This is a genomic window from Hanstruepera neustonica, assembly GCF_002895005.1.
GTDB lineage: Bacteria > Bacteroidota > Bacteroidia > Flavobacteriales > Flavobacteriaceae > Hanstruepera > Hanstruepera neustonica.
In genome coordinates, this window is sequence record NZ_POWF01000011.1 from 22,772 (window position 1) to 47,125 (window position 24,354).

General features: G+C 34.7%; 22 protein-coding genes. 1 reads left to right on the forward strand and 21 read right to left on the reverse strand.

Annotated elements, in window-relative coordinates:
* The first annotated feature begins 136 nt into the window (after nt 1–136).
* Nucleotides 137–2,002, forward strand: coding sequence for an asparagine synthase (glutamine-hydrolyzing) (gene asnB, locus C1T31_RS13330; RefSeq protein ID WP_103053016.1), 1,866 nt, complete (start codon nt 137–139; stop codon nt 2,000–2,002).
* On the opposite strand, the gene C1T31_RS13335 is transcribed toward asnB, so the two are convergent.
* From C1T31_RS13335 to C1T31_RS13435, 21 genes are all read right to left on the reverse strand, one after another.
* On the reverse strand, nt 1,995–3,008 hold the full coding sequence (locus C1T31_RS13335) for a glycosyltransferase family 4 protein (RefSeq protein ID WP_103053017.1): 1,014 nt from the start codon (nt 3,006–3,008) through the stop codon (nt 1,995–1,997). The genes asnB and C1T31_RS13335 overlap by 8 nt on opposite strands.
* Nucleotides 2,959–4,191, reverse strand: coding sequence for an O-antigen ligase family protein (locus C1T31_RS13340; RefSeq protein WP_243398956.1), 1,233 nt, complete (start codon nt 4,189–4,191; stop codon nt 2,959–2,961). Before C1T31_RS13340 ends, C1T31_RS13335 begins: the two co-directional genes overlap by 50 nt.
* A gap of 228 nt (nt 4,192–4,419) precedes the next feature.
* Nucleotides 4,420–5,226 carry a hypothetical protein gene (locus tag C1T31_RS13345; protein ID WP_103053018.1) on the reverse strand — a complete coding sequence of 269 codons (807 nt, stop codon included), beginning with the start codon at nt 5,224–5,226 and terminating at the stop codon, nt 4,420–4,422.
* Between the two features lie 100 nt (nt 5,227–5,326).
* The gene (locus C1T31_RS13350; protein ID WP_103053019.1) at nt 5,327–6,022 is read right to left on the reverse strand and encodes a TylF/MycF/NovP-related O-methyltransferase; all 696 of its coding nucleotides are present in this window, start codon (nt 6,020–6,022) and stop codon (nt 5,327–5,329) included.
* A gap of 13 nt (nt 6,023–6,035) precedes the next feature.
* Nucleotides 6,036–6,506 carry a hypothetical protein gene (locus tag C1T31_RS13355; RefSeq protein ID WP_123912681.1) on the reverse strand — a complete coding sequence of 157 codons (471 nt, stop codon included), beginning with the start codon at nt 6,504–6,506 and terminating at the stop codon, nt 6,036–6,038.
* Nucleotides 6,503–7,573, reverse strand: a complete 1,071-nt coding sequence (locus C1T31_RS13360) for a lipid II:glycine glycyltransferase FemX (protein WP_103053021.1) — start codon at nt 7,571–7,573, stop codon at nt 6,503–6,505. Before C1T31_RS13360 ends, C1T31_RS13355 begins: the two co-directional genes overlap by 4 nt.
* A complete protein-coding gene (locus C1T31_RS13365) occupies nt 7,573–9,180 on the reverse strand; it encodes a hypothetical protein (protein ID WP_123912682.1) in 1,608 nt (535 codons plus the stop codon). Before C1T31_RS13365 ends, C1T31_RS13360 begins: the two co-directional genes overlap by 1 nt.
* Before the next feature lie 62 nt (nt 9,181–9,242).
* Nucleotides 9,243–10,367 carry a glycosyltransferase gene (locus tag C1T31_RS13370; RefSeq protein WP_103053023.1) on the reverse strand — a complete coding sequence of 375 codons (1,125 nt, stop codon included), beginning with the start codon at nt 10,365–10,367 and terminating at the stop codon, nt 9,243–9,245.
* A complete protein-coding gene (locus tag C1T31_RS13375) occupies nt 10,364–11,164 on the reverse strand; it encodes a sulfotransferase family protein (RefSeq protein WP_103053024.1) in 801 nt (266 codons plus the stop codon). The genes C1T31_RS13370 and C1T31_RS13375 overlap by 4 nt, the downstream gene beginning before the upstream one ends.
* Entirely contained in the window at nt 11,151–12,272 is a 1,122-nt protein-coding gene (locus C1T31_RS13380) for a glycosyltransferase family 4 protein (protein ID WP_103053025.1), read from the reverse strand. Before C1T31_RS13380 ends, C1T31_RS13375 begins: the two co-directional genes overlap by 14 nt.
* Nucleotides 12,269–13,594 (reverse strand): glycosyltransferase family 2 protein, encoded by a 1,326-nt coding sequence (locus C1T31_RS13385; protein WP_103053026.1) that lies wholly within the window; start codon nt 13,592–13,594, stop codon nt 12,269–12,271. The genes C1T31_RS13380 and C1T31_RS13385 overlap by 4 nt, the downstream gene beginning before the upstream one ends.
* Nucleotides 13,594–14,427 (reverse strand): FkbM family methyltransferase, encoded by an 834-nt coding sequence (locus tag C1T31_RS13390; protein ID WP_103053027.1) that lies wholly within the window; start codon nt 14,425–14,427, stop codon nt 13,594–13,596. Before C1T31_RS13390 ends, C1T31_RS13385 begins: the two co-directional genes overlap by 1 nt.
* Nucleotides 14,428–14,472: 45 nt before the next feature.
* Nucleotides 14,473–15,210 carry a class I SAM-dependent methyltransferase gene (locus C1T31_RS13395; RefSeq protein ID WP_103053028.1) on the reverse strand — a complete coding sequence of 246 codons (738 nt, stop codon included), beginning with the start codon at nt 15,208–15,210 and terminating at the stop codon, nt 14,473–14,475.
* A gap of 187 nt (nt 15,211–15,397) precedes the next feature.
* Entirely contained in the window at nt 15,398–16,588 is a 1,191-nt protein-coding gene (locus tag C1T31_RS13400; RefSeq protein ID WP_165780114.1) for a glycosyltransferase family 4 protein, read from the reverse strand.
* A complete protein-coding gene (locus C1T31_RS13405) occupies nt 16,572–17,738 on the reverse strand; it encodes a glycosyltransferase (protein ID WP_103053030.1) in 1,167 nt (388 codons plus the stop codon). Before C1T31_RS13405 ends, C1T31_RS13400 begins: the two co-directional genes overlap by 17 nt.
* A gap of 15 nt (nt 17,739–17,753) precedes the next feature.
* Nucleotides 17,754–18,653, reverse strand: a complete 900-nt coding sequence (locus tag C1T31_RS13410) for a hypothetical protein (RefSeq protein ID WP_103053031.1) — start codon at nt 18,651–18,653, stop codon at nt 17,754–17,756.
* Between the two features lie 2 nt (nt 18,654–18,655).
* On the reverse strand, nt 18,656–19,999 hold the full coding sequence (locus C1T31_RS13415) for an MBOAT family O-acyltransferase (protein WP_317047300.1): 1,344 nt from the start codon (nt 19,997–19,999) through the stop codon (nt 18,656–18,658).
* An 86-nt stretch (nt 20,000–20,085) separates the two neighbouring features.
* The gene (locus C1T31_RS13420; protein ID WP_103053033.1) at nt 20,086–21,027 is read right to left on the reverse strand and encodes a hypothetical protein; all 942 of its coding nucleotides are present in this window, start codon (nt 21,025–21,027) and stop codon (nt 20,086–20,088) included.
* A gap of 6 nt (nt 21,028–21,033) precedes the next feature.
* A complete protein-coding gene (locus tag C1T31_RS13425; protein ID WP_103053034.1) occupies nt 21,034–22,470 on the reverse strand; it encodes an MBOAT family O-acyltransferase in 1,437 nt (478 codons plus the stop codon).
* An 8-nt stretch (nt 22,471–22,478) separates the two neighbouring features.
* Nucleotides 22,479–23,468, reverse strand: coding sequence for a sulfotransferase family protein (locus tag C1T31_RS13430; protein WP_103053035.1), 990 nt, complete (start codon nt 23,466–23,468; stop codon nt 22,479–22,481).
* 34 nt (nt 23,469–23,502) lie between these two features.
* The gene (locus C1T31_RS13435; RefSeq protein ID WP_165780115.1) at nt 23,503–24,354 is read right to left on the reverse strand and encodes a sulfotransferase domain-containing protein; all 852 of its coding nucleotides are present in this window, start codon (nt 24,352–24,354) and stop codon (nt 23,503–23,505) included.

Genomic DNA, 24,354 nt, shown 5'->3' on the forward strand with positions numbered 1-24,354 from the left:
TAAGTAAAGTAAACATAATCATATCACTATTATTTAGACATCGAAGCTATCATAAATAAATCTAGAAATACAAAAAATAAAGTATAGCTTGTTTAATCACTTAACAGTATATTTGTTTACAATCAAATAAAAAAAAATGTGCGGTATTTCGGGGTTTTATAATCTTAATAGACAACAAGTAGATCATAGTGTACTCCATAATATGCTCCGAACACAATCGCACAGAGGGCCCGACTCAAGTGGAATATTCTACAACAATCATATTGGTTTAGCTCACAATCGACTTAGTTTGTTGGATCTATCCGATAATGGAAAACAGCCTTTTGAAAATGAAGACTACGTATTAATATACAATGGTGAGGTTTATAATTTTTTAGATCTAAAGAAAGATTTACCAAATATTAATTACAAATCCACTTCTGATACCGAAGTACTTTTTCATTATTTAATATATCATGGCATTGAGAAAACTTTATCTAAAATTCAAGGAATGTTTGCCTTTGCTTGGTACAATAAAAAACAAGATAAGCTTTATTTGGTTAGAGACAAGATTGGAATCAAACCATTATTTTACGGGGTTGACAAAAACAATTGTTTATGGTTCTCATCCGAATTAAAAGCTATTCATAAAGTTGCAGAATTTGATCCAGATTCTATTCAAATGTTATTTTCATCCATTGGAGGGATAGCAGAAAAATCAAGACATAAAACACTCTGGAAGAATCTTTTCACATTATCACCTGGACATTTTGTGAAAGTAGAAAATTCTTCCATTCAAAAGGTTCAATATTTTTCAATAAATTCTTATGTAAACGAGAAGGAATACAATCGTTTAAACAATTTGAGCATTAAGGATGTCACATCCGAATTCGAAACTATCTTTGATAAAGCAGTAAAACAATTATTAATTAGCGATGCCCCAATGGGAGCATTTATAAGTGGAGGCATAGATTCTAGTTTGATAGCCTCTCATGCATCCAAGCATCAATCTGATCTAAAATTATTTACGGCTAATATTTTAGGAAAGTATTCTGAATTTTCAGATGCTCAAAAAGTAGCTAAACATCTAAATAGAGATTTATTTCACTATGATTTTGAAAAGAGTATGGGGATTAGGGACCTAGCTCATGTTACTTGGCATTATGAGTCACCCATAACGGTACATTTCAATGCCTTACCTTTTTCTAATGTTTCTCAATTAGCGAGAGAACATAAAGTTAAAGCTGTTTTAACGGGTGAAGGTGCAGACGAACTGTTTTTAGGTTATCCAAGATTGCTAACTAGACGTTACAATAAAATCATCCGGACTCCTTACTCGATGTTAGATAAAATATATAGTGTTATCCCTACCCTAAAACGATATATGAATAGTTCTGAAGGATCAACTGGGTTAACACAATTGTTCCAACTGGCTACTCAAGGCTTCTCTCGTCAGTTGTTAAGAGAAGAAGGTTTAGAAGCATATGGCTTTCTGAAAAATAAAGACCAAGTAGAGCAATATCTTTCTATTCAAATGATTAATGAAGGTATAGTATCATTGTTGTGGAGAAATGATAGAATGGGCATGATGCATAGTATTGAATCTAGATTTCCTTTTTTAGATGAATCAGTGATGGCTTTTGCTTTAAACTTACCAACAAAATTTAAGATTGGTCGAACAAAACGATTCCATAACTATAAACACCCCTTTTTAACTGATAAACATATAGTAAGAAAACTGGGAGAAAAGAGTTTGCCTGAATCGCTTTATCGTAAGAAGAAAAACGGTTTCCCTTTATACGGCACGCGAGATATGCGGGTTGAAAATAAATTTCTACACAATGGTGTTTTTTCAAATTTATTTCAACTCACTAATTATCAAATTGACTACATGATAAATAACAGTAAACCTTACCATATAGCTTTAATAGCCATGTTTGAAGTTTGGGGCAAGCTATTTTTAGAAAAAAGAGAGATTTCTGAAGTTGATGAACTCAACCAAAAGTATTTAAAGATTATTTGAGAATATCAAACCATTGATATTTTACAATTTCCCAATCCAATTGTTCAACTTTTTTTCTGGCATTTATTACAAGGTCACTAACTAAATGAGGTTCTGAATAGAGTTTTATAATTGCATTCACAAAAGCCATCTTATCATCTTTTGGAACCAAAAAACCATCAATACCATTTCCAATCAAGTAAGGCATCCCACCCGCATTAGTTGATACTACCGGCAAACCAAGGGCCATAACCTCTAAAACGCTAACAGGCATATTGTCAAAATTGGTCGTATTAATAAATATATTATAGTCTTTGGCTAATGCTATCCACTCGGTTTTACTTAATTTACCGGGAAATAAAACAGAAACACCCAACTCAAAGGCCAATTGCTTTACGTCCTGAAAACTACCATCACCTGAATCAGGACCAACCATACATAATTCAGAATCAAAGCCTTTTTCTTGCAATTGTTTTAAAATTTTTACTGCTAATAAGGGGTTATAAATAGATGAAAATGACCGTACCCAAAGCATCTTTATGGTTTTAATGGGGCGTTCTTCAAATGGATATTTTTGAATCTCCAAAGTATTGGGTATATACACTATTTGAGAATAACCATACGATTCAAAAACCGACTTAATGAATAAAGAAGGTGCTACATTAACTCTTGAGTGATTAAATAACAGCCCTGAAAGTTTTGGTGTATTACGCAAACGGTTTTCCAAATTGCCACCATGTAGAATAGGAATATATTTCAATTTTAACAACCTGCACAATTGACTCAGAATAAATGCAAAGTAGAAATTTTGGGTACTATAGGTGTCAATAATTACAAAATCAACTTTTTTTCGCATCATAAAACAGGCCCAAATCATATCAACTAATCTTAAAAACTTGTTAGCTTTAGTTGATGCATATTGTAGTTTATAACCTGAAGTCTCTAGTAAAGGTCCTAGAATACTTATAGCTGAAATATTAGACCGTTTGAGGCTTAATTTGTTTCCTATATATAGAACGTTTATCATTAGTTACTTGTAAAAGAGCTAAAGCATATATAAAAGCTGGCATGGCTATCCGCATCGACATATGATTTATGGTTAAAAACCAAAAAGCCATAAAAGCGAAAAAATAATAATTTCTTTTATTCTTAACACGTATGTCCAATGGCTTAAACAATAGAATAATCAATATGACAACTCCAAACATACCATGCTCTGCTAATGTCCTACTAAACTCACTGTGCGAAGTTACACCTTGCCCCTCTATTTCAATACGTTGATCTTTGGCTCTACTCGAACCTATGCCAAAAAAAGGGTTAGTGATAAAGCCCTCCATTTCATGAGCAAACAACTCACCTCTACCTGTAGTAAGGTCTTCTCTTTCTCTGCCCAAATGGTCTTTGTTAGCATAACGTAAATTTGTCAATCCCCCTGTTTGACTAGCACTTACAAACCAAGTTATGGTGAGACTAATACAAAATAGAGCAAATATTCCTATAATATCATTTCGCTTTTTAGAACTGACTTGGATGTAATAAAAAAACGAGAAAACTAAAATAGATGCTATTGCCGTTATAACGCCTCCCCGACTTAAAGTTGTAATGGCTCTAAAGGAAATCAGGCCCAAAAGTAAGGCATTTATTATTTTCAGCCGAAATGAAGGCGATTTGGTAAAGAGTCGGATAGCCATAATAAACATACCTAAACCTAAAATACCTGCTACTTGATTGGCACCAAAACCGCCTGCTGCTTCCCTATTGGATACAGCACTGGTAAGTACTTCTTCCAAATTAGGAGTATATAAATATACATACGCAGTATGAGTTATTATTGGCAAAACCATGTACAACAATATTTGAGACATTTCATCAAAACTAACCTTCTTGTCATAACAAAATAGGGCTGCGACTCCTAAACACACGGGCCCACTTAATACAAACGCAATATTAGTACGAAAATTAACATCAAAACTCAAGGTGGTAGAAGCCACAAAAACTGAAGGTACTAGAAACATTAAATAAAGAAAGTAAGGGTACCCTTTACCCGATAAGCCTTTATAAAACATCCCCATTATGATAAATAGAATAACCAAATACTTACCGGCTTCATAGGATATAGCTCCTCGGGTGGTTCTAAAAAATACTTCAGCTCCTACAAAATATGCACAAGCCAATAAAACTTCTTGAGTTTTTCGATGATTGGCAGACATAATTATTCTATACGAAAAATAAAACAGCGCTAAAAAAAAGTAAACCTTTGAAAGACTTTCATTCAAATAAATAAGCACACCAATACAAGCATGAAAAACAACGGCTGTTATGTAGGTAATATTCTGTTTAAACAAGGTTGAATTAAGAAAATTATTTCAGTAAATATATGATATCTTAATAAAAAAAGAGATTACAAATTTTATAATTGACATATATAATATTATCGGCTAACCAAATATTTTATGGTAATCATCCAATGGGAAGCGATAAAAATAACTCTTACCAACCATAAAAATGATAAAGTGGATTATAAAAACAGGAAGATAAGGCCCCAATGCTTTCAAATACTTATCGTAGACTTTATTAGAATAATTACAAACTAAAAAAGGAATGGTATCAACATTTAAGTAATTTCGATTAATCCGAGTCGGATCTATTTTAAATGATGGATCAAATGCCTTATAAATAACTTCATGTCCATTTCTCAATTTCTTATAAAGATCTATAACCGATAGCGGTTCATCATTCTTATGATAAAACATAATACAATAGGATATATCTATTAAAACCCACTTATTAAGATCTTTACAAAAAACCTCATTAAAAGAGTGCCCCCCATAAGCATTATCATAAGGGCCTCTAGTAGTACCCCACTCTCTAACTTCAATATCATTTAAAACACAAAAATTATTAAAAACCTGAGCGCGATCACTACAAACACCACCTAGTCCATCTAACATAACCTTTAAAGCTTGTTCTGAAGGCACGCTCAAACCAGAACCTCCTTTAATATGACTTTTTAACCAAACTCCTATTTGTTTGACTATTTCCGAGTCATTAAGGGGTTTATTATTTTCAAAAATGCGGGAATTGACCTCCTTAAAATAGTCAGGAATTTCTGATTTGGGATTCACATTATTATAAGTTACAGTTTCAATTGCATCTATACTCGAATTTTTAGAAAGCAATCTAAACCGTGTTAAATATAAAAACGGATGTCGTTTAATCGCCCAAATTAGTTTTTTAAATATCATTTAATATAAATTGTTAAATGTAACCTTTTTTTTAATATGCCTAAAATCAATATTTTGAATCATTCTAAACCAACAACTAATACAAGTTTCATGCTAGTTTCTATAATATTTTAATCGCTACATGAGAATAATAGCTTTTCTTAGACTTTGTATAAGCTATGACTTCAAAACAAACACCATAGGCAGCACAATAATCTTCAAACGCTCGAAATTCATGTAATACACTGGAAAATTCATCAAAAAGAATAACAGATCCCTTTTTTAGTATTTTATGTCCCATGGTCAAAACAAAAAGAGTCGAAGAATATAAATCAGCATCAATATTAATCACTAAAAGCTTATCTGACTGATATCCCAAAAGAAAATCTGGCAAGGTATCCTGAAATAGACCCTTATAAAATGATACCCGATCATCTTTAATATCGGGTACTAGTCCTTTGGTATCAAATGTACCCTTCTCTAAACCACCAGTAAAATTATTCCAACTTTCAGGTAAACCACTAAACGTATCAAATCCAAAAAACCTTGAATCAACATGATCATTTATTTGCGCCCAATATCTTATGCTAGCACCCTGAAAAACACCAAACTCACAGTAGGTAATGGCCTCATTGGAAATATAGCTATTAACAAACTGGTATAATTGTTTTCTACTCTTTAAAACAGTACTCTGTCTGCCATACTTTCTATGAAAAGTATGTAATTTAGGCAACCAAAATAGATAGCGTAACTTTTCTGAATCTGGTAACAGTTTAGAAATTAGTATTTTAAAGGTAGTTGTGAATTTTAGTTTCATATATTTTTAAAAATTAATCATAATAAATAACCTGTCGCTTAAAATAAAACCATAACCATCGAGTGGCTTTTATAGACGCGAACTTACAAAAACCTGCTTTTTCAATCCCTTTAATAGAACTTGCATTGGATTGGTTAACGACTACAAACACCTCTTGATAATCTTCACGCAAAAGCTTTTCGGCAATGCTATTGATAACAAAAGGGTAAATAGATTGACCTCTGTAGGCTTTGCTAGTAAAACAGTCCCCTATTACAGGCCCTATTTTTCCAATAGATTTTAATAAATAAACACGCTTGTACACATAGCTTTCATGAACCAACTGATCTAAATCCTTAATAAAAAAGCGCGTTTTATGAGCATATTGCTCGGACTGTATATCATAAGAAATTTTTGTTAAAGAAAACACTTTAAAATCTGTCATACGATAAATGAATACATCAATATCTACAATACGAAACTTCCTTAACAACTGCTTCATCATTTTAAATAGCTTAATAATTTTGATATTTTTCCTTTATGAGGTTTCATATATTTATCAAAAAATTTGAATAGCCTAAAATAAATAGGGTTTAATATCAAATGATAATGAGGCTCATCATAAAAAATGGCTTCGGCTCCAAATTTCGATTTAAAATCTTGAACTCCTAATGAACCACCCATAGATATATTGTAACCACTAAACCCTTTTTCAAAAGATTTTTTAATGAGTTCCCATTGAAGCATATATCCTAGTTTGATATCAGGTTTTTCCCGCAACACACCACCCATAATATTCGTTATGAATCCCTTAGTTTCCACAAAAAAACCAGCCGCTTTGGGAATACCATCAACTTTACACACAACGAAATAGGCTTGTTCCTTATTAATCAAATCTAAAATGGTCTCCTTAAAAGCTTCAAAAGGGCGAACTTGATAATTACCAGTTTTAGCGTTTTCAATAATAAGTTCGTATCCTTTTGCAATGGAAGCTTCATCCTTAACAAATATTGCTTCAGCACCTTTATTATAGGGCATTCTAATATTTCGTCTGACTTTGGGAGTTAAACCGTTCAAAAAGTCTTCAGCAGAGCAATGGGTTCCAAAATCTACCCAATTTAATCCGTAGGATGCGTAGACATATTGAAAAAACTTACCTGGCTTATAAAACTTTTCTATTCTAGTTCCAACATTGGATTCATAAGAAAATGTCGTAATTTTCTTGTTAGTAGATAAGGGGGCGCTTATTTGTATGTAACAACAACCTCTTGCTCTAGCCCGTTGTTCAAGGCTACCAAAAAAATACCCGTCATCAACTTCGTAATCATCACTAAATAGGGGGCCATGAGGAATTATATAGAATTTAAAGACGAAAAATTTGGGGATTACTATCCCACACCCCCCAACTATAACACCATTTTTCACAATAACACCAACTTCATAATCAAACCCATAAGAATCATAAGATGCCAACCAACTGGAAAGTATTAAATGACTTCCTTTAGGATTATCTAACACAAATAAATCCCATAGTTCCAGCCATCTTCTTTCTTTGGTAAAAATAAATTCCATTAGCTTACTTTACGTGTTTTTAATTGGTTTTGATGATGAACAATAAGTTGTCCCTCCGAGTCACAATCAAAAACAATAGTTTCCATTTGTCTCAAATAATGAATAAGTTCAGTCAAGGTTGGATTCCATATTTCTTTTGAACGAATCTTTTGGGATAGGTAATCAAAATTCTTCTCTACTTGGGCATCAATTTCATCTACTTTTCCAAATAATTTTCCTTGATGATAATTCATAGGTGCAGAAAAATAGGTATGAGCAATAAACAAACCACGTTCTGCAATCAATAAATCAAGATTGTTCTGGCATAAACCCAATTTAAAATCAATCATCTCTAAAGTTTGGAAAACAGTAAAGGATTTGCCCGTAATATCATGCTTGAAAATTACAGGTGAAAATTTAGCGAGCGGATAAATACTATGCTTTCTTTTCTGCCAAAAAAACAGTATAGGTATAAAAAGCCTAATTACCTTTAATCCATTTTTAAATAATTGCAAGTGTTTACTAAAGGATTTTTTCCTACCTATCGTTTTAAAATACCGAGCGATAAAGCGATATAAGTGCAAACTATAGTCGTTATTAAAATAATGGAATATGGTGTTTTTTATGAACATAGATTGACGGGTCTTCCAATCTAAATCAGCAATCCCGCGCCTAAAAGTATCTAAAGTAAATTGGTTCGGGTTTATTTGGTTGATAACCCCTTTAACTGCGGTACCAGTATCAACATAATTCCATAGGTTTTTGACGCCCCGTTCATTTAAAACAGTTCCATAATCATTGTTAATTTGTTCGTAGTTTTTATAAAGAGAAACATTGTAAGGCTGAAAACCATGATCGATGTACGTAGAAATTGAAGGCAATACTTGTTTGAAATTCTGAAAGTCATTCAGACTGTCAGATATGGGTTTTATAGACTGTGAAAAAGAATGATAGGCTAATTCATGACCATCATCTAGCCATTTTTTATATTCTTCAGAATGATGTTCGTAGGAGGCAGAAAAATCATGTTTAGAGTAGTGATTTAAAAAAAATCCTTTGGTCAGCTTTACTTGATATTTCTTAAAAAATGCCCGTTGTTGTTTCAAGTTTTCAACAGAGTCAAAATCACAATGATCGGTAAAACAGGTGACTGCTGAAAAAGGCACTTGTGAGCGACTGATTTCAATACCATAGTCTTTAACAAACAACAATCCCAAAGAAGTAGTTAAAGCATCAATATGGAATCCATCAACAATGCGCTTAGAATTGTCAAGATCGTATTGCGCCAAAGGTTTGGAGTATCGCGGATTAAGATGCCATAAAAGGATATGTTTTTGTGAAGCATCAACCTCCCAAACACCCAACTGTTGATTTGCTTGTATAAGTTGGTTATTTTCAAGTTTTATGATTTTTGGGGAATGCCAATTGGCTATATGGTTTTTTGTAACGGCTACCCAGGTATAATCATGATTTCGAAATTGGATAATGTCACAATTAAATACAATTTCAATAGTGCAAGACCTTGATTCCAGAAAAGAAGAATCAATAGTAATTTTAAAATCATGATGCTTGTCAAACAAACATTTTTTGGATTTCTTACCAATAATAAGATTAATAGATTCAACCATAGAGATTGTTATAAGCAAGAGTCAGCGCATATTCTTAACTCGAGAGCAAATTACAAGAATTTTTATAAAATGTCATTTGAAATTCTGGAATTATAATAAGGATAACTAAATACATTTATTTCACGAATCCCATATTGAGTCATTAAAGAATAATCCTGATTTGATAATTTCAAGAACTCTTGTATAGCCATACAGGTCCCTTCAGAATCAATAGAACGTAATAAAAATCCATTTTTTTGATGTTTAATATAATGACCTATCGAGGAAACATTTGAAACAATAGGTAAACATCCATAATTCATAGCTTCCGCTATAACTTTTGGAAACCCTTCTGAAGCCGAAGGTAAAATAATAGCATGGGACACCTTGTAAATGTCATGAACTTCCTTTCTAGATAAAACCCCATAAAACTTAAACCTAACACCCACTTCTTTGGCTAATTCTAAATAATTGAACTTTTGTTTACCATCGCCTACTATATGTACTTGTTTGATTTGTGATTTTTCCTCATCATGAAGAGACCTGATGGCTTCTATAAGGAATCCAATCCCCTTGGCTTCTTCCAATCGGCCAACAAAACACAATTGAATCTCACCTTGACGCTTTTCTTTCTTACTAACTAAAACGTTTCCAGCCCTAAGGTCATCAGTTGTCAAACAAGGATTTTCAAAAGACAAACAATGTTTTGGTTGTTTGGACCAAACTCCATTAATCGTGACAAGCCTATGCTGTTTAGTCAATAGCCATTTTTGAAAACGGTAGGCTAATGGAGGTGATGATTGTATCCAATTTCCTGCATATTTAAACCAACCTTTGGTTTTACCAAAAAACATTAAATAGGGAATAACAAATACACCTATACCCGTAGGGGCACGAAATTGGAAATAGTCGCTGGCTCTAACTTCAGTCTTAACAATCTGTAATATTTTTGGGGCTTTTAACAAAATACCCAACTTATCTATTGTTCTTGGTCCTCCTACCGCTGGAAGTGCTACAAACCTGATGTTATTTGAAATATAGGGTAAAGCACTTGGCGGCGCTTCTCCTTCATGCAACATAGCGACATGGGTAATTGTATCGAAAACATCCAAAAGATGATTGATTTCCGTAACTGTTGAACCTAAACCAACAATAACACCATCAGGTCTCATAAAATGTTCCGTATGCGAAATAATGGTTAGCCTCATAACGTTTTAACCAAGGATTTCAAATATAAAATATCGTCTTCCTCCAACAATTTCAAGTATGCTTTGTTTGTCTCATTCCTAATCTCCCAACTAGTAACTATCGATTCAAAACGTTTGGAGAAAGGAAGGTTCACTAGTTCACATACCTGCTTAAAAAATTGAATATTGTCATCAACAAGATCTTCATAGTGCAGTTCGAAAAAACAAAAACGTTTAAGCTGTTCACGTTCGGCAACATAGTGCTTATAACGGTCAAAATATTCTTTAATAAGTACTTGCTTCTCTTTAGAGTTAAAAAGTTGATGATTATCTTTATAACCCCATTTGTTCTTATAGTAAGACATAATAACAGCTTCGGGATTTCTATTAATCCACAACACAATTGGATTTTCAAAAATAGCGTCTAAATATTGCCATCGAGAGTCACCTGTTAATTTGGTTACAAATCTATCCTTTCCAGAAAAATAGAGAATTTTATTTATGGCCGCAATAGTATTATCTACCGAGTTTTGATCAACTTGGTGGATCACTTCTGAATTAAAGTCAGGAATATAATAGGTCCAAAAATTATAGGCTTCAGAGGGTCTGGGCATCCTACGGATATTTCTGCTAAATTTTTCAAATCCCAAATAATTTTGTAGTTTATTAATACAGGTAAGCTCTAAATGATTGGGATACTTATTAACATAGCCCGATATCCAACTCAAATCTTCATGTAAAGACAGTATACTACTCAATAAAGTGGTACCACTTCTACCGGGACCATGGATAATAATGGCATTTTTAATCTTCATCATTTTGGCTTAAAAATTTTATATAATCCTGTATTACGGATTCCCATCGATGATCATAAGCCCACTTTCGTGCATTGCTAGATAAATTATCACGTTCATTCAAGATAGTTCGTAAAGAATCACGCAAGGCCGTATAATGACCTGGCTCTACTAAAAAACCAGTAACACCATCATTAATGGTATCTTCAATACCACATCCTCTGCTTCCAATAGCTGGAACCCCCATGGCGTTAGCCTCAAGTATAGCGATTCCGAATCCTTCAACATCACCCGTTTGGCTTTCGGTACTCATCATTATAAATACATCAGTAGCTAACAACACAGCTTTCAAATAATGTTCACTAACAGCGCCATGAAAAGTAACATGTGATTCAACACTCAAAGACCTAGCTATAGCCTTAAAATATTCAGCTTCGGTTGGGATACCTATACAATGATAGTGTATTTCCGGAAAATCTGCTATCAGTTTTGGTAAAAGTTTGATGACTTCCAACTGTCCTTTTCGAGTGCTCACACGACCTACAGTGGTTAAAACAGGACTACCTGCTAGTGTCATAGATTCAAAACCATCAAATGTCCAAGCTTCATAGTTGATACCGTTGGGAATAACTTTGATAGGCTTACCCAAGTCTAATACCAAACTTCTAGTATAATGTGAAACAGCAACAATATTAGTAAATCGTTTAAGCGACATATTAGTGGTTGTTCGCAACAAACGAGATTTCAAGTTCACTTCACTACCATGTATAACAGCAAGTGATGGCCGTTTTAAAAAAAAATTACAAAAGGCTACATTCCAAAGGGAAAACTTTCCTGTGGCTATCACAAAGTCATAGTGTTTAATGAGTTTAAAAGTTTTTATTAATCTTTTAAAATACATTATAAAACGCCACTTCTTGAGTCTAATACGTGTCACCGAAAAGGGTAAATTCTTATCAAAACGAAGTTCCTCTTCATAAGACTCTGAACGTTGGTCTGTAATGACTTTAACAATATAATGGTTCTTTGACAACTGTAAGGCTAAATGGTAAGCGTGGTTTCCAATACCTCCAGGTAATGGCGGAAATTCCGAAGTAACAATGACTATATGTTTATTGAGAGTGCAACTCATAAGCTTTCAATTAAGGGGCCTTTTCTTAATTTTTTAGAAGCTAAATGCCATGATTTTAAGACTTGAAAACAAATAATTGGCAATAAAAGTATGGTGGCAATCAATCCTACAACCATCAACGGTTTATTCTTTTTAAACTGATAAGGAAATAATGACAAGGGTACCATACGCAATAAAGCCATTTTAGCAGCAACGTCACCGTAATAACGTCTAAAATAGTAAAGCACACTAGGTATAGGTCTGGGTGCAAAAAAAGAAGATGGTCTAAAAGCATCCCAGCTACCCATTTCACGCAATCCCCCAGTTCCAGCTTTAACATCAATACAACAAGCTTTTGGATTGGAAATCGTTTTAATCTCCTCTAAATATAGTCGTAACCCAAATTCGCCATCACCCATACGCTGCTTTTCAAATTGTCTATCAAAAAGCCCAACCCTTTTAAAAATAGACTTATAAAGCATGGCATTACCTGTGGCAAACTGAGACCCAATAGCAAAAAAGGAACGCCCTTTTGGAATCACTTGACCCTCTGGATAAAATACACCGGCCGATACTTGGGCCTTGAAAAAATCTAAACATTTTAGATGGTTGTAAATCCAATCCCTGTTAATACGTACATCATCTTCAGAAAGAGCAATAAACTCTCCTTGAGCCATTTTAACGCCAGTATTGCGCGCAAGCCAAAGAGCTTTCTCTGTTTGCCTGATAAGTTTGATGTCCAAATTAAAATCTAAATAAAAATCAGGATTAAAATCATCAGATTGATCAATGACCAACAATTCAAAATGAGGATAATCCTGCTGCTCAAAATCATGCAATACCTGCCGTAAATAATCGTAACGATTTAATGTAGGAACAATAACACTAACCATAGGTTTTCGCTCTATTAAATCAGAATGAAACTGTTCCCAATCCCAGTGCTCCAATGGCTTAAATACAGCATCAGTAACCTTAAGTTTGCGGGTACTAAACCATGCCCGAAACTCCCGAATAGGATTTTTTAACGAGACCAAACGTAATATCAAAACAAAAAGAACCCAGGCCCAATGAAAATGTTTTCTAATAAAATAATAATTATCCCTAACCGATTGGGGCTCAAACACCTCATAAACTTCCGAAGAACCGATGTAGCCTAATTGTATGGCACGCCATGACAAATCATAATCTTGAGCGAGCTTGGACTGATAATTAAGGTCCAACCCTAAAGATGCTTTCACATGGTCCGGAAGTTTTTCTGATTTTGGAAAAATGGTTAGACCTGATTTTGTGTGTAACCGGAAATAATGGGTGGGTTGTAAGTATTTAAGAAACAAAAAAGGCATCAGACACTGCTTGGAAGTTCACCATACTGCTGAACATGCTTTAAATATTCTGGATAAGTTTTAGCTTCTGGCATCAACAATAAATGACATTTCCCTCTTCCTTTAACAACATCCACATCAACAAGCTCATGTCCTGTTTTTAGATACCATGCTTTATAATGCATGTCTTGACACCAATCTAACATAACTTGGACAGCACCTGCCATACCCAACCCTTCAACATTATGCATTTCTACAAAAAAACTACATTGTGTTCCAAGAGCTAGTTTTTTAGATGCTTCCATGACCAGTGTTTCAGCACCTTCTACATCAATCTTAACCAAATCTGGAACCAAGTCAAAATAGTTAAACAAAAAATCCAGAGTTAAAGTTTTTACATTAATATAAGAATTAATGGCCGAAGCTGTTTGAGCATGGGACGCATGCATGCTTCCTGCAGCTCCAGAACCAACAGTAAAAAATTTAACGGTTTCGTCTACTTGATTCCCAACAAATGCCGAAACATAATGTACCCTATTTCCAAGTCCATTCATTATGATATTTTGAGCCGCTATTTGCAAAGCTTCAGGATTGGGATCAACTAAAACCATTCGTTTGTTGGCATCCTGAATAAGTGCCAGCAATGCAGTATAACCTACATTACAGCCAATATCAAAAATAACATCGTGATTTTTGGCCAAATAAAACCACCAGGCATCATCCTGATCAACTTGCTGTCTCACAGTTCCCCTTAAGAGTTGTAAAGGCACACCGCAAAGCCTAGTATGCTCCAATGGCTTTTTAGTAGTTTTAACACTATAAAGTAAAGTCTTAAGTGCTGTTTTTAATTGCATTCAATAGTTTTTAAAAGTATTATAATCACTAATTTAATATTTACTTTATTTATAGGCAATGGCTATTAAATGCGCAGTACCATAAGAAGAGTGTTCAACACCTTGAGACTGAAACTTGTTAATGATGTTTCCTGTTACCGATTTAAATAGCGTTAAAGGATTGCCTTTCTTAAAACTCTGCAGACCCCAAACACGATATTTTCCTGTTTTTACTGCATAGTGCACGTCTACTTTTGTAAAGTATTTTTCTAGCAAGGTTTGTAATTCTTGCTTGGTGTAATGTCGAACATGATCAGGATTTTTGTCTGGACCTTCATTTTTAATAAAATCACCATTTGGTGTTGTAAAGTAAGCCCATCCACCATTCTTTAAAACATCTGATATATTCTTAACAAACATATCATCTTCAACCACGTGTTCAATAACTTCAACACTCACTACGGCATCATAAGAGGCACTAGCCAAGGTACATTGGGTCATGTCTTCAATAATCATCCCTTGAATATTACTGCGCTTCGTTTCTATAAACGTTGGCATCTCCGATGTAAAACCTAAATGGAGTTGTTCTTGGGTTTCACTTTCTTGAGGAATATCAAGTATGGTAACTTGGGCGTTTAAATTAATGGTGTATGGCGATTTCCGGCCTCCTACATCCAAAATATGCAAACCATTACCCGAACCGGCCTTCGCTTTCACCAAACGTATTAAGTCCTTTCTAACAACATTTAAATGTGTTGGCATTAATGGAAATGTGGCCCAACGCATGAATTCATATAAGGTCATTACTTGGTTTTAAAATTTGATACTACAATAATAAGAGTTATACTCAACAATTCCTTATGTTTTTAAAAAAACCACAAGCAATTGCTCGATACAGCAATTAAAAAATAAAAATGCCTTAAGGTTGTTTCAAAATCCGTAAAGCTACACTAAAAAATCCTGAACGTCAATAACTACTAAAACCATTACCTTATAATTGGTAAAGCCTCAAGAAAGCTTGCACTTGCCTTTCTAAATTAAATTGATTTTGAACTCTCGAGACTGCCTTATGGCGAATGGTAGCTTTTTGACTATCAGATAGTGACTGAACTTCTTGAATTTTTTGAGCCAATAATTTAGGCTGTCGTTTTGGAACAACCCAACCCGTTTCTTCGTGTAATATATTTTCAGACAAACCTTCTGCATCACTGGATATGCATAACAAACCCATAGATTGTGCTTCCAATAGAGCATTACAAAAACCCTCCTGAATACTATATTGTAAATAAATATCCGAATTTTCTAAATAGGTCTTAATATCTTTTTGGCTGGTTTTTCCTATAAAAGTAATATGTTCCAAAATATCCAGTTGATAAGCTGCAAACACCAAACGCTCATACTCACTTCCAGTACCTACAACAGTAAAATGAAATGTCACACCCGTTTTTTTCAAAATTTCAAGAGCCTCCAAGGTATACTCCAGTCCCTTTTTCCAATGCAGTCTGGCAACCGTTATAATCTGAAGCGTATGATCGGAATTTTTAATAAGCGCCTCGGGTCTTTTAAAAAAAGAGACATCAATGGCAGGTGTTATCACGAAAATGCGTTCATCCCTAATCCCATAATGCGTTAAATCATCCTTCATCTCTTCAGATAAAACATGGTAATACACATCCTTTTGAAATAGGTTCACATAACAGTTGGGGTGTTTTAAAGGCGATAAGTACAAATCAAACCCCCTAAAACTCACGGCCATTTTGGCCTGCATAGCCTGGGCTACATTTTCACGATTCACTGCCAACATACCAAACCCAAAATGAAGCCAATCTACATGGTGTTTTAAGATAAACGCATTGAGAACAATATGCTTTAGTCTTTTCGTAATTGAAACACCATCAGCCTTATCTAATTGATAAAGTTTCATAGTTCGCATGGGATGAAAAATAAAAGACCGAATTAACACGCCAAAAAAGGTCATGACTTTCAAAACAATACCACCATTAAAATTAGAAGCCGCATAAATTGAGCAGTTTAAATCGTCTGGTATCTGGTCTAAATTTTCAACAAATAGCACTACCTCATAACCATGTTCTTGAAGACCTCGTATTTTATTTCTAAAAAAGGTTTCCGAATAACCCGGCGGAGATGACAATACAAGTCCTATTTTATTCTTTCGTTGCATGTTTGTAAATTTGAAGCATGTTCTGTACCATAAGTCCCGTTCTATGGTTTTTAAGTATGGTTGTGTGGGCAACATCTCGAATAACAGCCTTCTCGCTTTCACTTAATTTACTTATAGCCAATATATTGTCAGCCATTTGATCAACATGTCGCACAGGAGTAATAAATCCATTGACACCAGGCACAATAACTTCTGTCATACCGCCGCAGTCTGTACTTAAAACCAAAGTTCCAAGGGACATGGCTTCCAATACCACATTAGCAATACCTTCTTCCACACTGGGCAATAATAACAAATCCGCATCAGTCATATGAGCTTTTACAGTATCAAAAGGGACTTGCCCAAGTAAATCCACATAATCTTCAAGGTCTAAATCGCGCACCTGGTATAATAATTCTATACTATCACTGCCACCAATAATGGTGTACTTAAACTTGAAACCATTCTCCTTAAGAATGGCACAGGCATCCAATGCATAAACGTAGCCTTTCTTCCAATGTGAACGACCAACCGATAACAACCTAAATACTGTACTGTTACTCGCGTGTTTAGACAATCTCTCGCTATTTGGGATATCCAGACCACTATAAACAACCTGTATGCGGTCTTTTGCTGCACCATATTTTTGAGCTTCCCTGGCAATGGCTTCAGATACAGCATGAAAGGCATCAACTTTCGGAAAGGTTTGATGATATATCTCGGCAAGATTCGTGTTGGCAACAGGTGAATAATTAATATGGGCACCGCGTAGGCTAACTACCAATCTCATACCAAATTCCTGTACCCAAGCCCAATCAGCAATACCTTTAGCCCATTGCAAATGGAATATTTCAGGTTGATGCCACAAAACAGGATAACATTTTACTTTGTCATTAAGAGTATACCGGTCCGAAGCTTTGAGAAAGCTATCAAGCCTACGTTTAGCATCACGTTTAAATAAAAGAAGCAATAGCGTAAACTTCAATAAATGCAACGCTTTACTAAAGCGATTATGTCGATATCCAACAACTGTAACAGAATTCGAATAGTGATTAGAGCCATGTCTAATACCAAAAAGAATAAGTTGTTGACCATGCTCAACTAAACCACTAATTAACCGTTCAATAAACGTGGTACTCGGTATCTCTCCAGAATAAACAGCTATGGTCATAATCGTTTCAAAAAATCAATTTATTCCTAAATAAGACTTAAAATCACGAGCAAACACCACACTGGCTTGTGCTCTTCCAATAGTATTGACATGTATACCGTCATGAAAATACCCTGAATTCTTCAATAAATCGGAATGATTTATAATAGTATAGTCGGCAGAACCCACGTCGGCCTTTAAACCTTTCATTGGTGAAATATAACAAATCATGGTAATGCCATGCAAATCGCACAAAGCCTTAATTTTCTCAAGATAGCTGTTTTTAAAAGTGAGGTCAGTATCCTGAAATTGTGAAATAGGAGCATCTACAAAAGCCCTGTCTGGATAGCTATAGTTGCCTAAATCATCAAAACGGTTATGCTTGTTTGGCTGTAGTAAGCTTAATAAGGATGGGTAAAACACCTCAGCATTGTAATAAGACACACCCAATGTTGGCATCCAACTACTGTACTGTAATATCGCAGCACGAGTACCCTTAAATTGGCTGTAATAATCATGAACATAGGGTCTGTGGGCATACATCAAAAATCGGTAATCATTGTCGCTCAAAGTGTGTTCAAGAGTATTATAATTCTTGGGGTTGGGTGCCAAAATACAGAAATCGGTACGTTTCCCTGTGGCAATAAAATGTTGTAACATAAGGTACTGGTTGGGTAATGAGGTATCATCTACCGATAAATTCAGGCCTGTTGTATGCAAAACCGAATCGATAGTTTGGGTATTCAGGGTGGTCAAACCTGTACTGGCACCCAATACAATATAATCAAACTGGGTTTGTGGTACCCCATTGGTCAAAAAAGTAGGTTTGTAAAATTGTGATTGCCGTAACGACCAAAGACTCGCATGACTTATCAAATAGGAAAGTAACAAAAATCCTATAACTATAAATCCTACTTTTTTTAAAAATTTAAGCATGGTTAAAATTGAAAATAAATAAAATCTGATGGGTTTTTAAATACACCCATAAGCATAATCAATAATGAAATAAAGATAGCCGAATAAGTTGTTAATTGAACCTCTTTCCTATTTTTTTGTATCGCTAAAAACTCAAAAAACAACATGATGAAGATGCTCATACAAATAATAAAACTAAACAATTGCGATTTGGAAGTAGCATAAAATAATGTCAATGTGACATCTTTAAAACTAAAAATTTTTAAAATAAAGGTATGGGCTATGGCTAAGGTATCGGCGCGAAAATAGATCCAGGCAAAGCTTACCAGTATAAAGGTTAGTAATATTCGAGGAACTTGAACAAGTGAAATTACGGTTTCGCCAACATAAGCCCTATTGACCTTGGCCAGTAATAAAGGTAAAAACAACAAGGCATGGATACCACCCCAAACAATAAAAGTCCAATTGGCACCGTGCCAAAATCCGCTAACTAAAAAGACAATAAAAACGTTACGAATTTGCAGCCATCTACTACCATGCGAGCCTCCTAATGGTATATATACATAATCCCGAAACCAGGTTGAAAGCGATATATGCCAGCGTCGCCAAAACTCACTGATATCTCTCGAAAAATAAGGAAATGAGAAGTTAACCATCAATCTAAATCCAAACAAGCGAGCCACACCAATGGCTATGTCTGAGTAACCTGAAAAGTCACCATAAATTTGAAATCCAAATAATACCGCACCAAAAAACAACTCCAAGGAAGAATAACTATGGGTACCATCAAATATCTGATTGACAAAAAAAGCACAGTTATCGGCTACTACCACTTTTTTAAACAAGCCCCAAATTATCAAGTAAAAACCACTTACAGCAAAATCACTATTAAAAATTCGCGGCTTCTTAAACTGCGGCAGCAAATTACTGGCACGCTCTATAGGCCCAGCAACTAATTGTGGAAAAAAGGACACAAATGCCGAAAATTGAATGAAATCATGTGTCGGTTCAAGTTTCTGCCTATACACGTCAATAGTATAACTTAAGGTTTGAAACGTGTAAAACGAAATTCCTACTGGCAAAATAATTTGCAAGGTTTGTAAATCCATACGCACGCCTACTAAATCCCAAGCATCTATCCAGCTGCTAATAAAGAAGTTATAGTACTTAAAAAATCCTAAAAGCCCCAAATTGCAAAGCAAACTAATGGCTAAAAGCCCTTTTTGGTGCCGTTTAATAGCTGTTTTTTGCAGTTCTTGGGCAACAAAAAAATCAACCAACGTGCTGAATAAAATCAAGGCTAAAAACCGCCAGTCCCACCAACCATAAAATACGTAGCTAGCCAATACAATTAATAAGTTCTGCAACTTCAAAGAGTTCCTAAAAACAAACCAGTATAGTACAAAAACTATAGGAAGAAAAATGGCAAAAACAATGGAGTTAAACAGCACTATTATTCTTTGTTATTAGGATTTCTGGAACCCATGATAAGTTCAGCTAAATTAATAGAAAATTGTCTACCGGAAACCTGGTCCAAATGATTACCATCCGTGTAGGTATAAAAATCCCTATCAGGCATCATGTTAAAATAGACCACTCCAGTTTCTTCGGCAATAGCATACATCACATCATTAAAATCTGATAAAAGTTCATTTTCAATTTTAAACATACCATTTATTATAGGCATTCTAACAAGATAAACCTGACCATGCTGCTTTAAAAAACGGATCGTGTTTTCTAAACTTTCAAGTCTATAGCTAGAAGGGCTTGAGTATTGAGATAAAAGTTTATTATACCTAATAATTTTTTTTTCAGTTCGTTCACTTGTTGTTTTACCTTCCAAACTAATAGTTACGTTCAACCATCCATCAGCTTCAACAAAAAAAGTCTCGTTCAATCCAACCTTACTTTTATCCTTAAAGATGTTTATGTAACTTTCAGGATAAGACTCTATTAGGTATTCAATATTGGGCTTTAAAGCAACAAAATGGGTGTTGTCCAAAAAATTATCGGTTTCTCGATAACCTCCTGTCTTTAAAACAGTAACACTATCAATTCCAATAGTCCAAGGGTTAACTTCCAATATAAAAATACCAGCCTGGGTTTGGGATTCTAATTTACGTTGAATACTCTTCAGGTAAGGTCTACCATATGGAGATTCCTTAACATTAAAAGCAAAGTTGTAAATATCATTTCTTTTTAAATAGGAATTAAGGAATTTAGGTTGAATACCTTGGGCGGCTCTGGAAGAACCTATTATTAATGCGGTTTGTCTGGGCGTTGTAAATTTAAGGTAATTCGCATCTGTACTCCCATCTGCCAAATAAAAATAAGCATAACAACCCAGCAATAAAATAGAGCTAAATGTCAAGACTAAAATTAAAAATCGCTTCATACCCTATCAAAATTGAAAATAAATAAACGCCGCTTCCTGGCCACCATATAAAAATATCAGTATGGCAATACAAAAATAAAAACCCCACCGCATAACTTTAGGGTATTGCAACCAAAGTAACTCTATGGCATACTGTTGTTTTCTACCCAACCACTCAACAATGATAAAAATAAAAATCAATACAAATAAATAAGTGGGGCGCATTTGGGGTATGGATACAAAATTATCCGTAGCCATTTGCCAGAGATATCCCAAAGCATGGCTCAAACTTTCAGCGCGAAAAAACACCCACGACAGGAGAATCAGTAAAAACGTAATACCCATTTTAAAAACCTCTTTAAAACTGGGAAGCAAGCGGTAGGCTGCAACAACATCGGTGTGCACCCTATTTCGTTCAAAAAGTAACAAGGGCAAAAAATACAACGCATTAATAGCACCCCAAACAATAAAAGTCCAATTGGCACCATGCCAAAAACCACTCACAACAAAAATAATTAAAACGTTTCGTATCTGATTGAGTTTAGAACCTTGGGAGCCTCCTAAAGGAATATAAACATAATCTCGAAACCAAGTAGAAAGAGATATATGCCAACGACGCCAAAATTCAGCAACATCTCTGGAAAAATAGGGAAATGCAAAATTCTGTTTCAGCTCAAACCCAAACAATCTGGCAGTTCCAATGGCAATGTCACTATAGCCCGAAAAATCACCATAAATTTGAAATGCAAAGAGAAAAACACCCAGAAACAAGGTACTACCAGAATAACTGGTGTAATCATCAAATATCATATTAACATACCTAGCACAATTATCGGCTATAACAACTTTTTTAAACATACCCCACAAAATCTGCCGCAAACCATCAACCGCTTTGTGATAATTAAACAGGCGTTTGTTGTAAAATTGTGGTAACAAATGGGTAGCGCGTTCTATAGGCCCCGCTACCAATTGCGGAAAAAAAGATACAAAAGCGGCAAAACCAATAAAATTTCTAGTGGGCTGTAACTTGTTTCTATAAATGTCAATGGAATAACTTAATGTCTGAAACGTATAAAAACTAATACCCACAGGTAAAATAATGTTGAGCGTATTGGGCTGAATAGTCCACCCAAAAAATGAAAAGGAAGACACAAAACTGTCAACAAAAAAATTGTAGTATTTAAAAAATCCCAGCAGTCCAATATTAAAAAAAACACTGGTAAACAATAATGCCTTACGTTTGCTGGGTAACGTTGTTTGACTGATATAAATACCAATAACATAGTCCAATACACTACTAAACAATATCAAACTCAAAAACCGCCAGTCCCACCAACCATAAAAAACATAGCTGGCCAAAACAATTAATAAATTCTGCAGTTTTAAGGATGTTTTAAATACAAACCAGTACAATACAAAAACGATTGGTAAAAAAACAGCAAAATCTAGGGAGTTAAACAGCATAAATATCTCTAATTAGGAAACCATTTTGAGTAAATGTTTTGTTGGGTAAGCGCATCAATACCCTCAAGTTCTATCTTAAAATACTTATCAAGTAAAGCAACGGTAGAGTCAAGTGGAATAAACTTATAGTGACTGCCTTTAGGATTAATTTGCTGATGCATCTTGTCAATTAACCGATATCGCAAAGGTAGTGTTTTGTTAAATGAAGGTTGATTGGGTAAAAACCGAGAATAGCGATAATCCCGAGAGCCTTGCATCCATTTATTCCGCAATAACTGAAGCCAAATATATTTGGGAATCACCGTTTTATTGGAGTGAACTTCCAAATCGGTCGTTTGGTACTTATCAAAATCAACTCCTAAAAAATCACAAATACGCTTTAAACAGCTGTTTCTATCATGAATCAAGTCTTCAAATAGCACAACCTGAATTTGTTGAAAGGGCAGGACATCATAGTAATACTGTAGTTGTTCCAAATACAAACTTCTATTAATAATACTATGCGGGTTATATCGTAAAGTGTCTTCTAAATTATAAATAGCCCGACCCGATTTCAATAAATGAAGATAATTAGAGATTGTTCTGGCCGTAGGGTGCCGCAATACAAAAATCATTTTAATGGGTTTTGGTTGCTGCGAGATTCGTAAAGCAGCCCTTTTAGAAGCCAAATAAGTGGTGGAATCCTCTCCCAATAAACCCGAATGGTTTAATGCTTTAAATTGGTCGCGATACCAGTCCCAAAATAAGTCGGAGGCAGTCTCTAAATCGGGTGAATGCCATAATGTATTGGCTTTATCAAAAAAATTAAAATCAGGATGCTGCAAAATACTATCCACATCAAAAAAGCCAAGCTCATTATGTGCAATGCAAATATCAGGATGATTATTGAGTATGGCATGCAAGGTGGTTGTACCAGATTTCATAGCACCACCAATAATAAAATCGGGTAAATGTGTAACATCTTTAGAAATCCAATGTGATTGTGTATCATGTTTCATGCGGTTCTTGAATTCTAGTTACGAATATAAAATTTTAATACTGTCTGGGGTATAACTTGGTTTCAAAAACATCAAGTATCCCATTAATTTGGGCAAGCTCTTCGGTATTAAAAGTCAATAATGGCTTTTGTTTGGTTTTAATACGGCTTTGGTCATGTGTTTTTGATGATGGAAGCTTGTAAACCCGCTCAATATCCTTTATGGGTAAAATATCAAAGTAAGTACACAAGTCATAGAAAACCTGAATATCATGGAACAAGTTTTCGTATCTAACAACCCGGTGTTTATGCTCATAAGGCTTTAAAACCTCCAACGGAATAACATTTTCTATACACCAACGAAGGGTTAAGAGTTCTAAAGTTGTTAATTTGGATACCGCACCTAAATCAAATTGAAAACGATTTTTTACTAAATCCACTAACGGCTTCTGGGACGAAAAATGGCCCATATCAACTAACCAAGGAAAATTGGCACGCTGTTGAGAATAAAGTACATCATAAGGATTTCGAATCATATGAATGACCGGAATCCCGAACGCCTCGTTCATATATTTTGCTAAAAGATTGGCCCTAACAAACTTTATAATATATTTTTTGGGCAAAAATGGCCATAAATGCCGTTTAAATTGCCTATTACTATTTTGGGCAATCCAATCACAATCTACCCGATTCGCAAAAATTTGATGTAGATACCTGTAAGCTTCGGATGTTGTATCGAGTACTTCAATCCATTGGTCACAAAGCAAATAGCCTTTTGGGGTTCGGGTTTCATGTTCGGGTTCAAACAACAAACGGTACCGGTGCTGTTGTGCAATCGTTTCAGACAACCAACTAGTACCACTTCTAGCGGTTCCAACTATGATTATATGCTTGCGGTACTGGTTCAA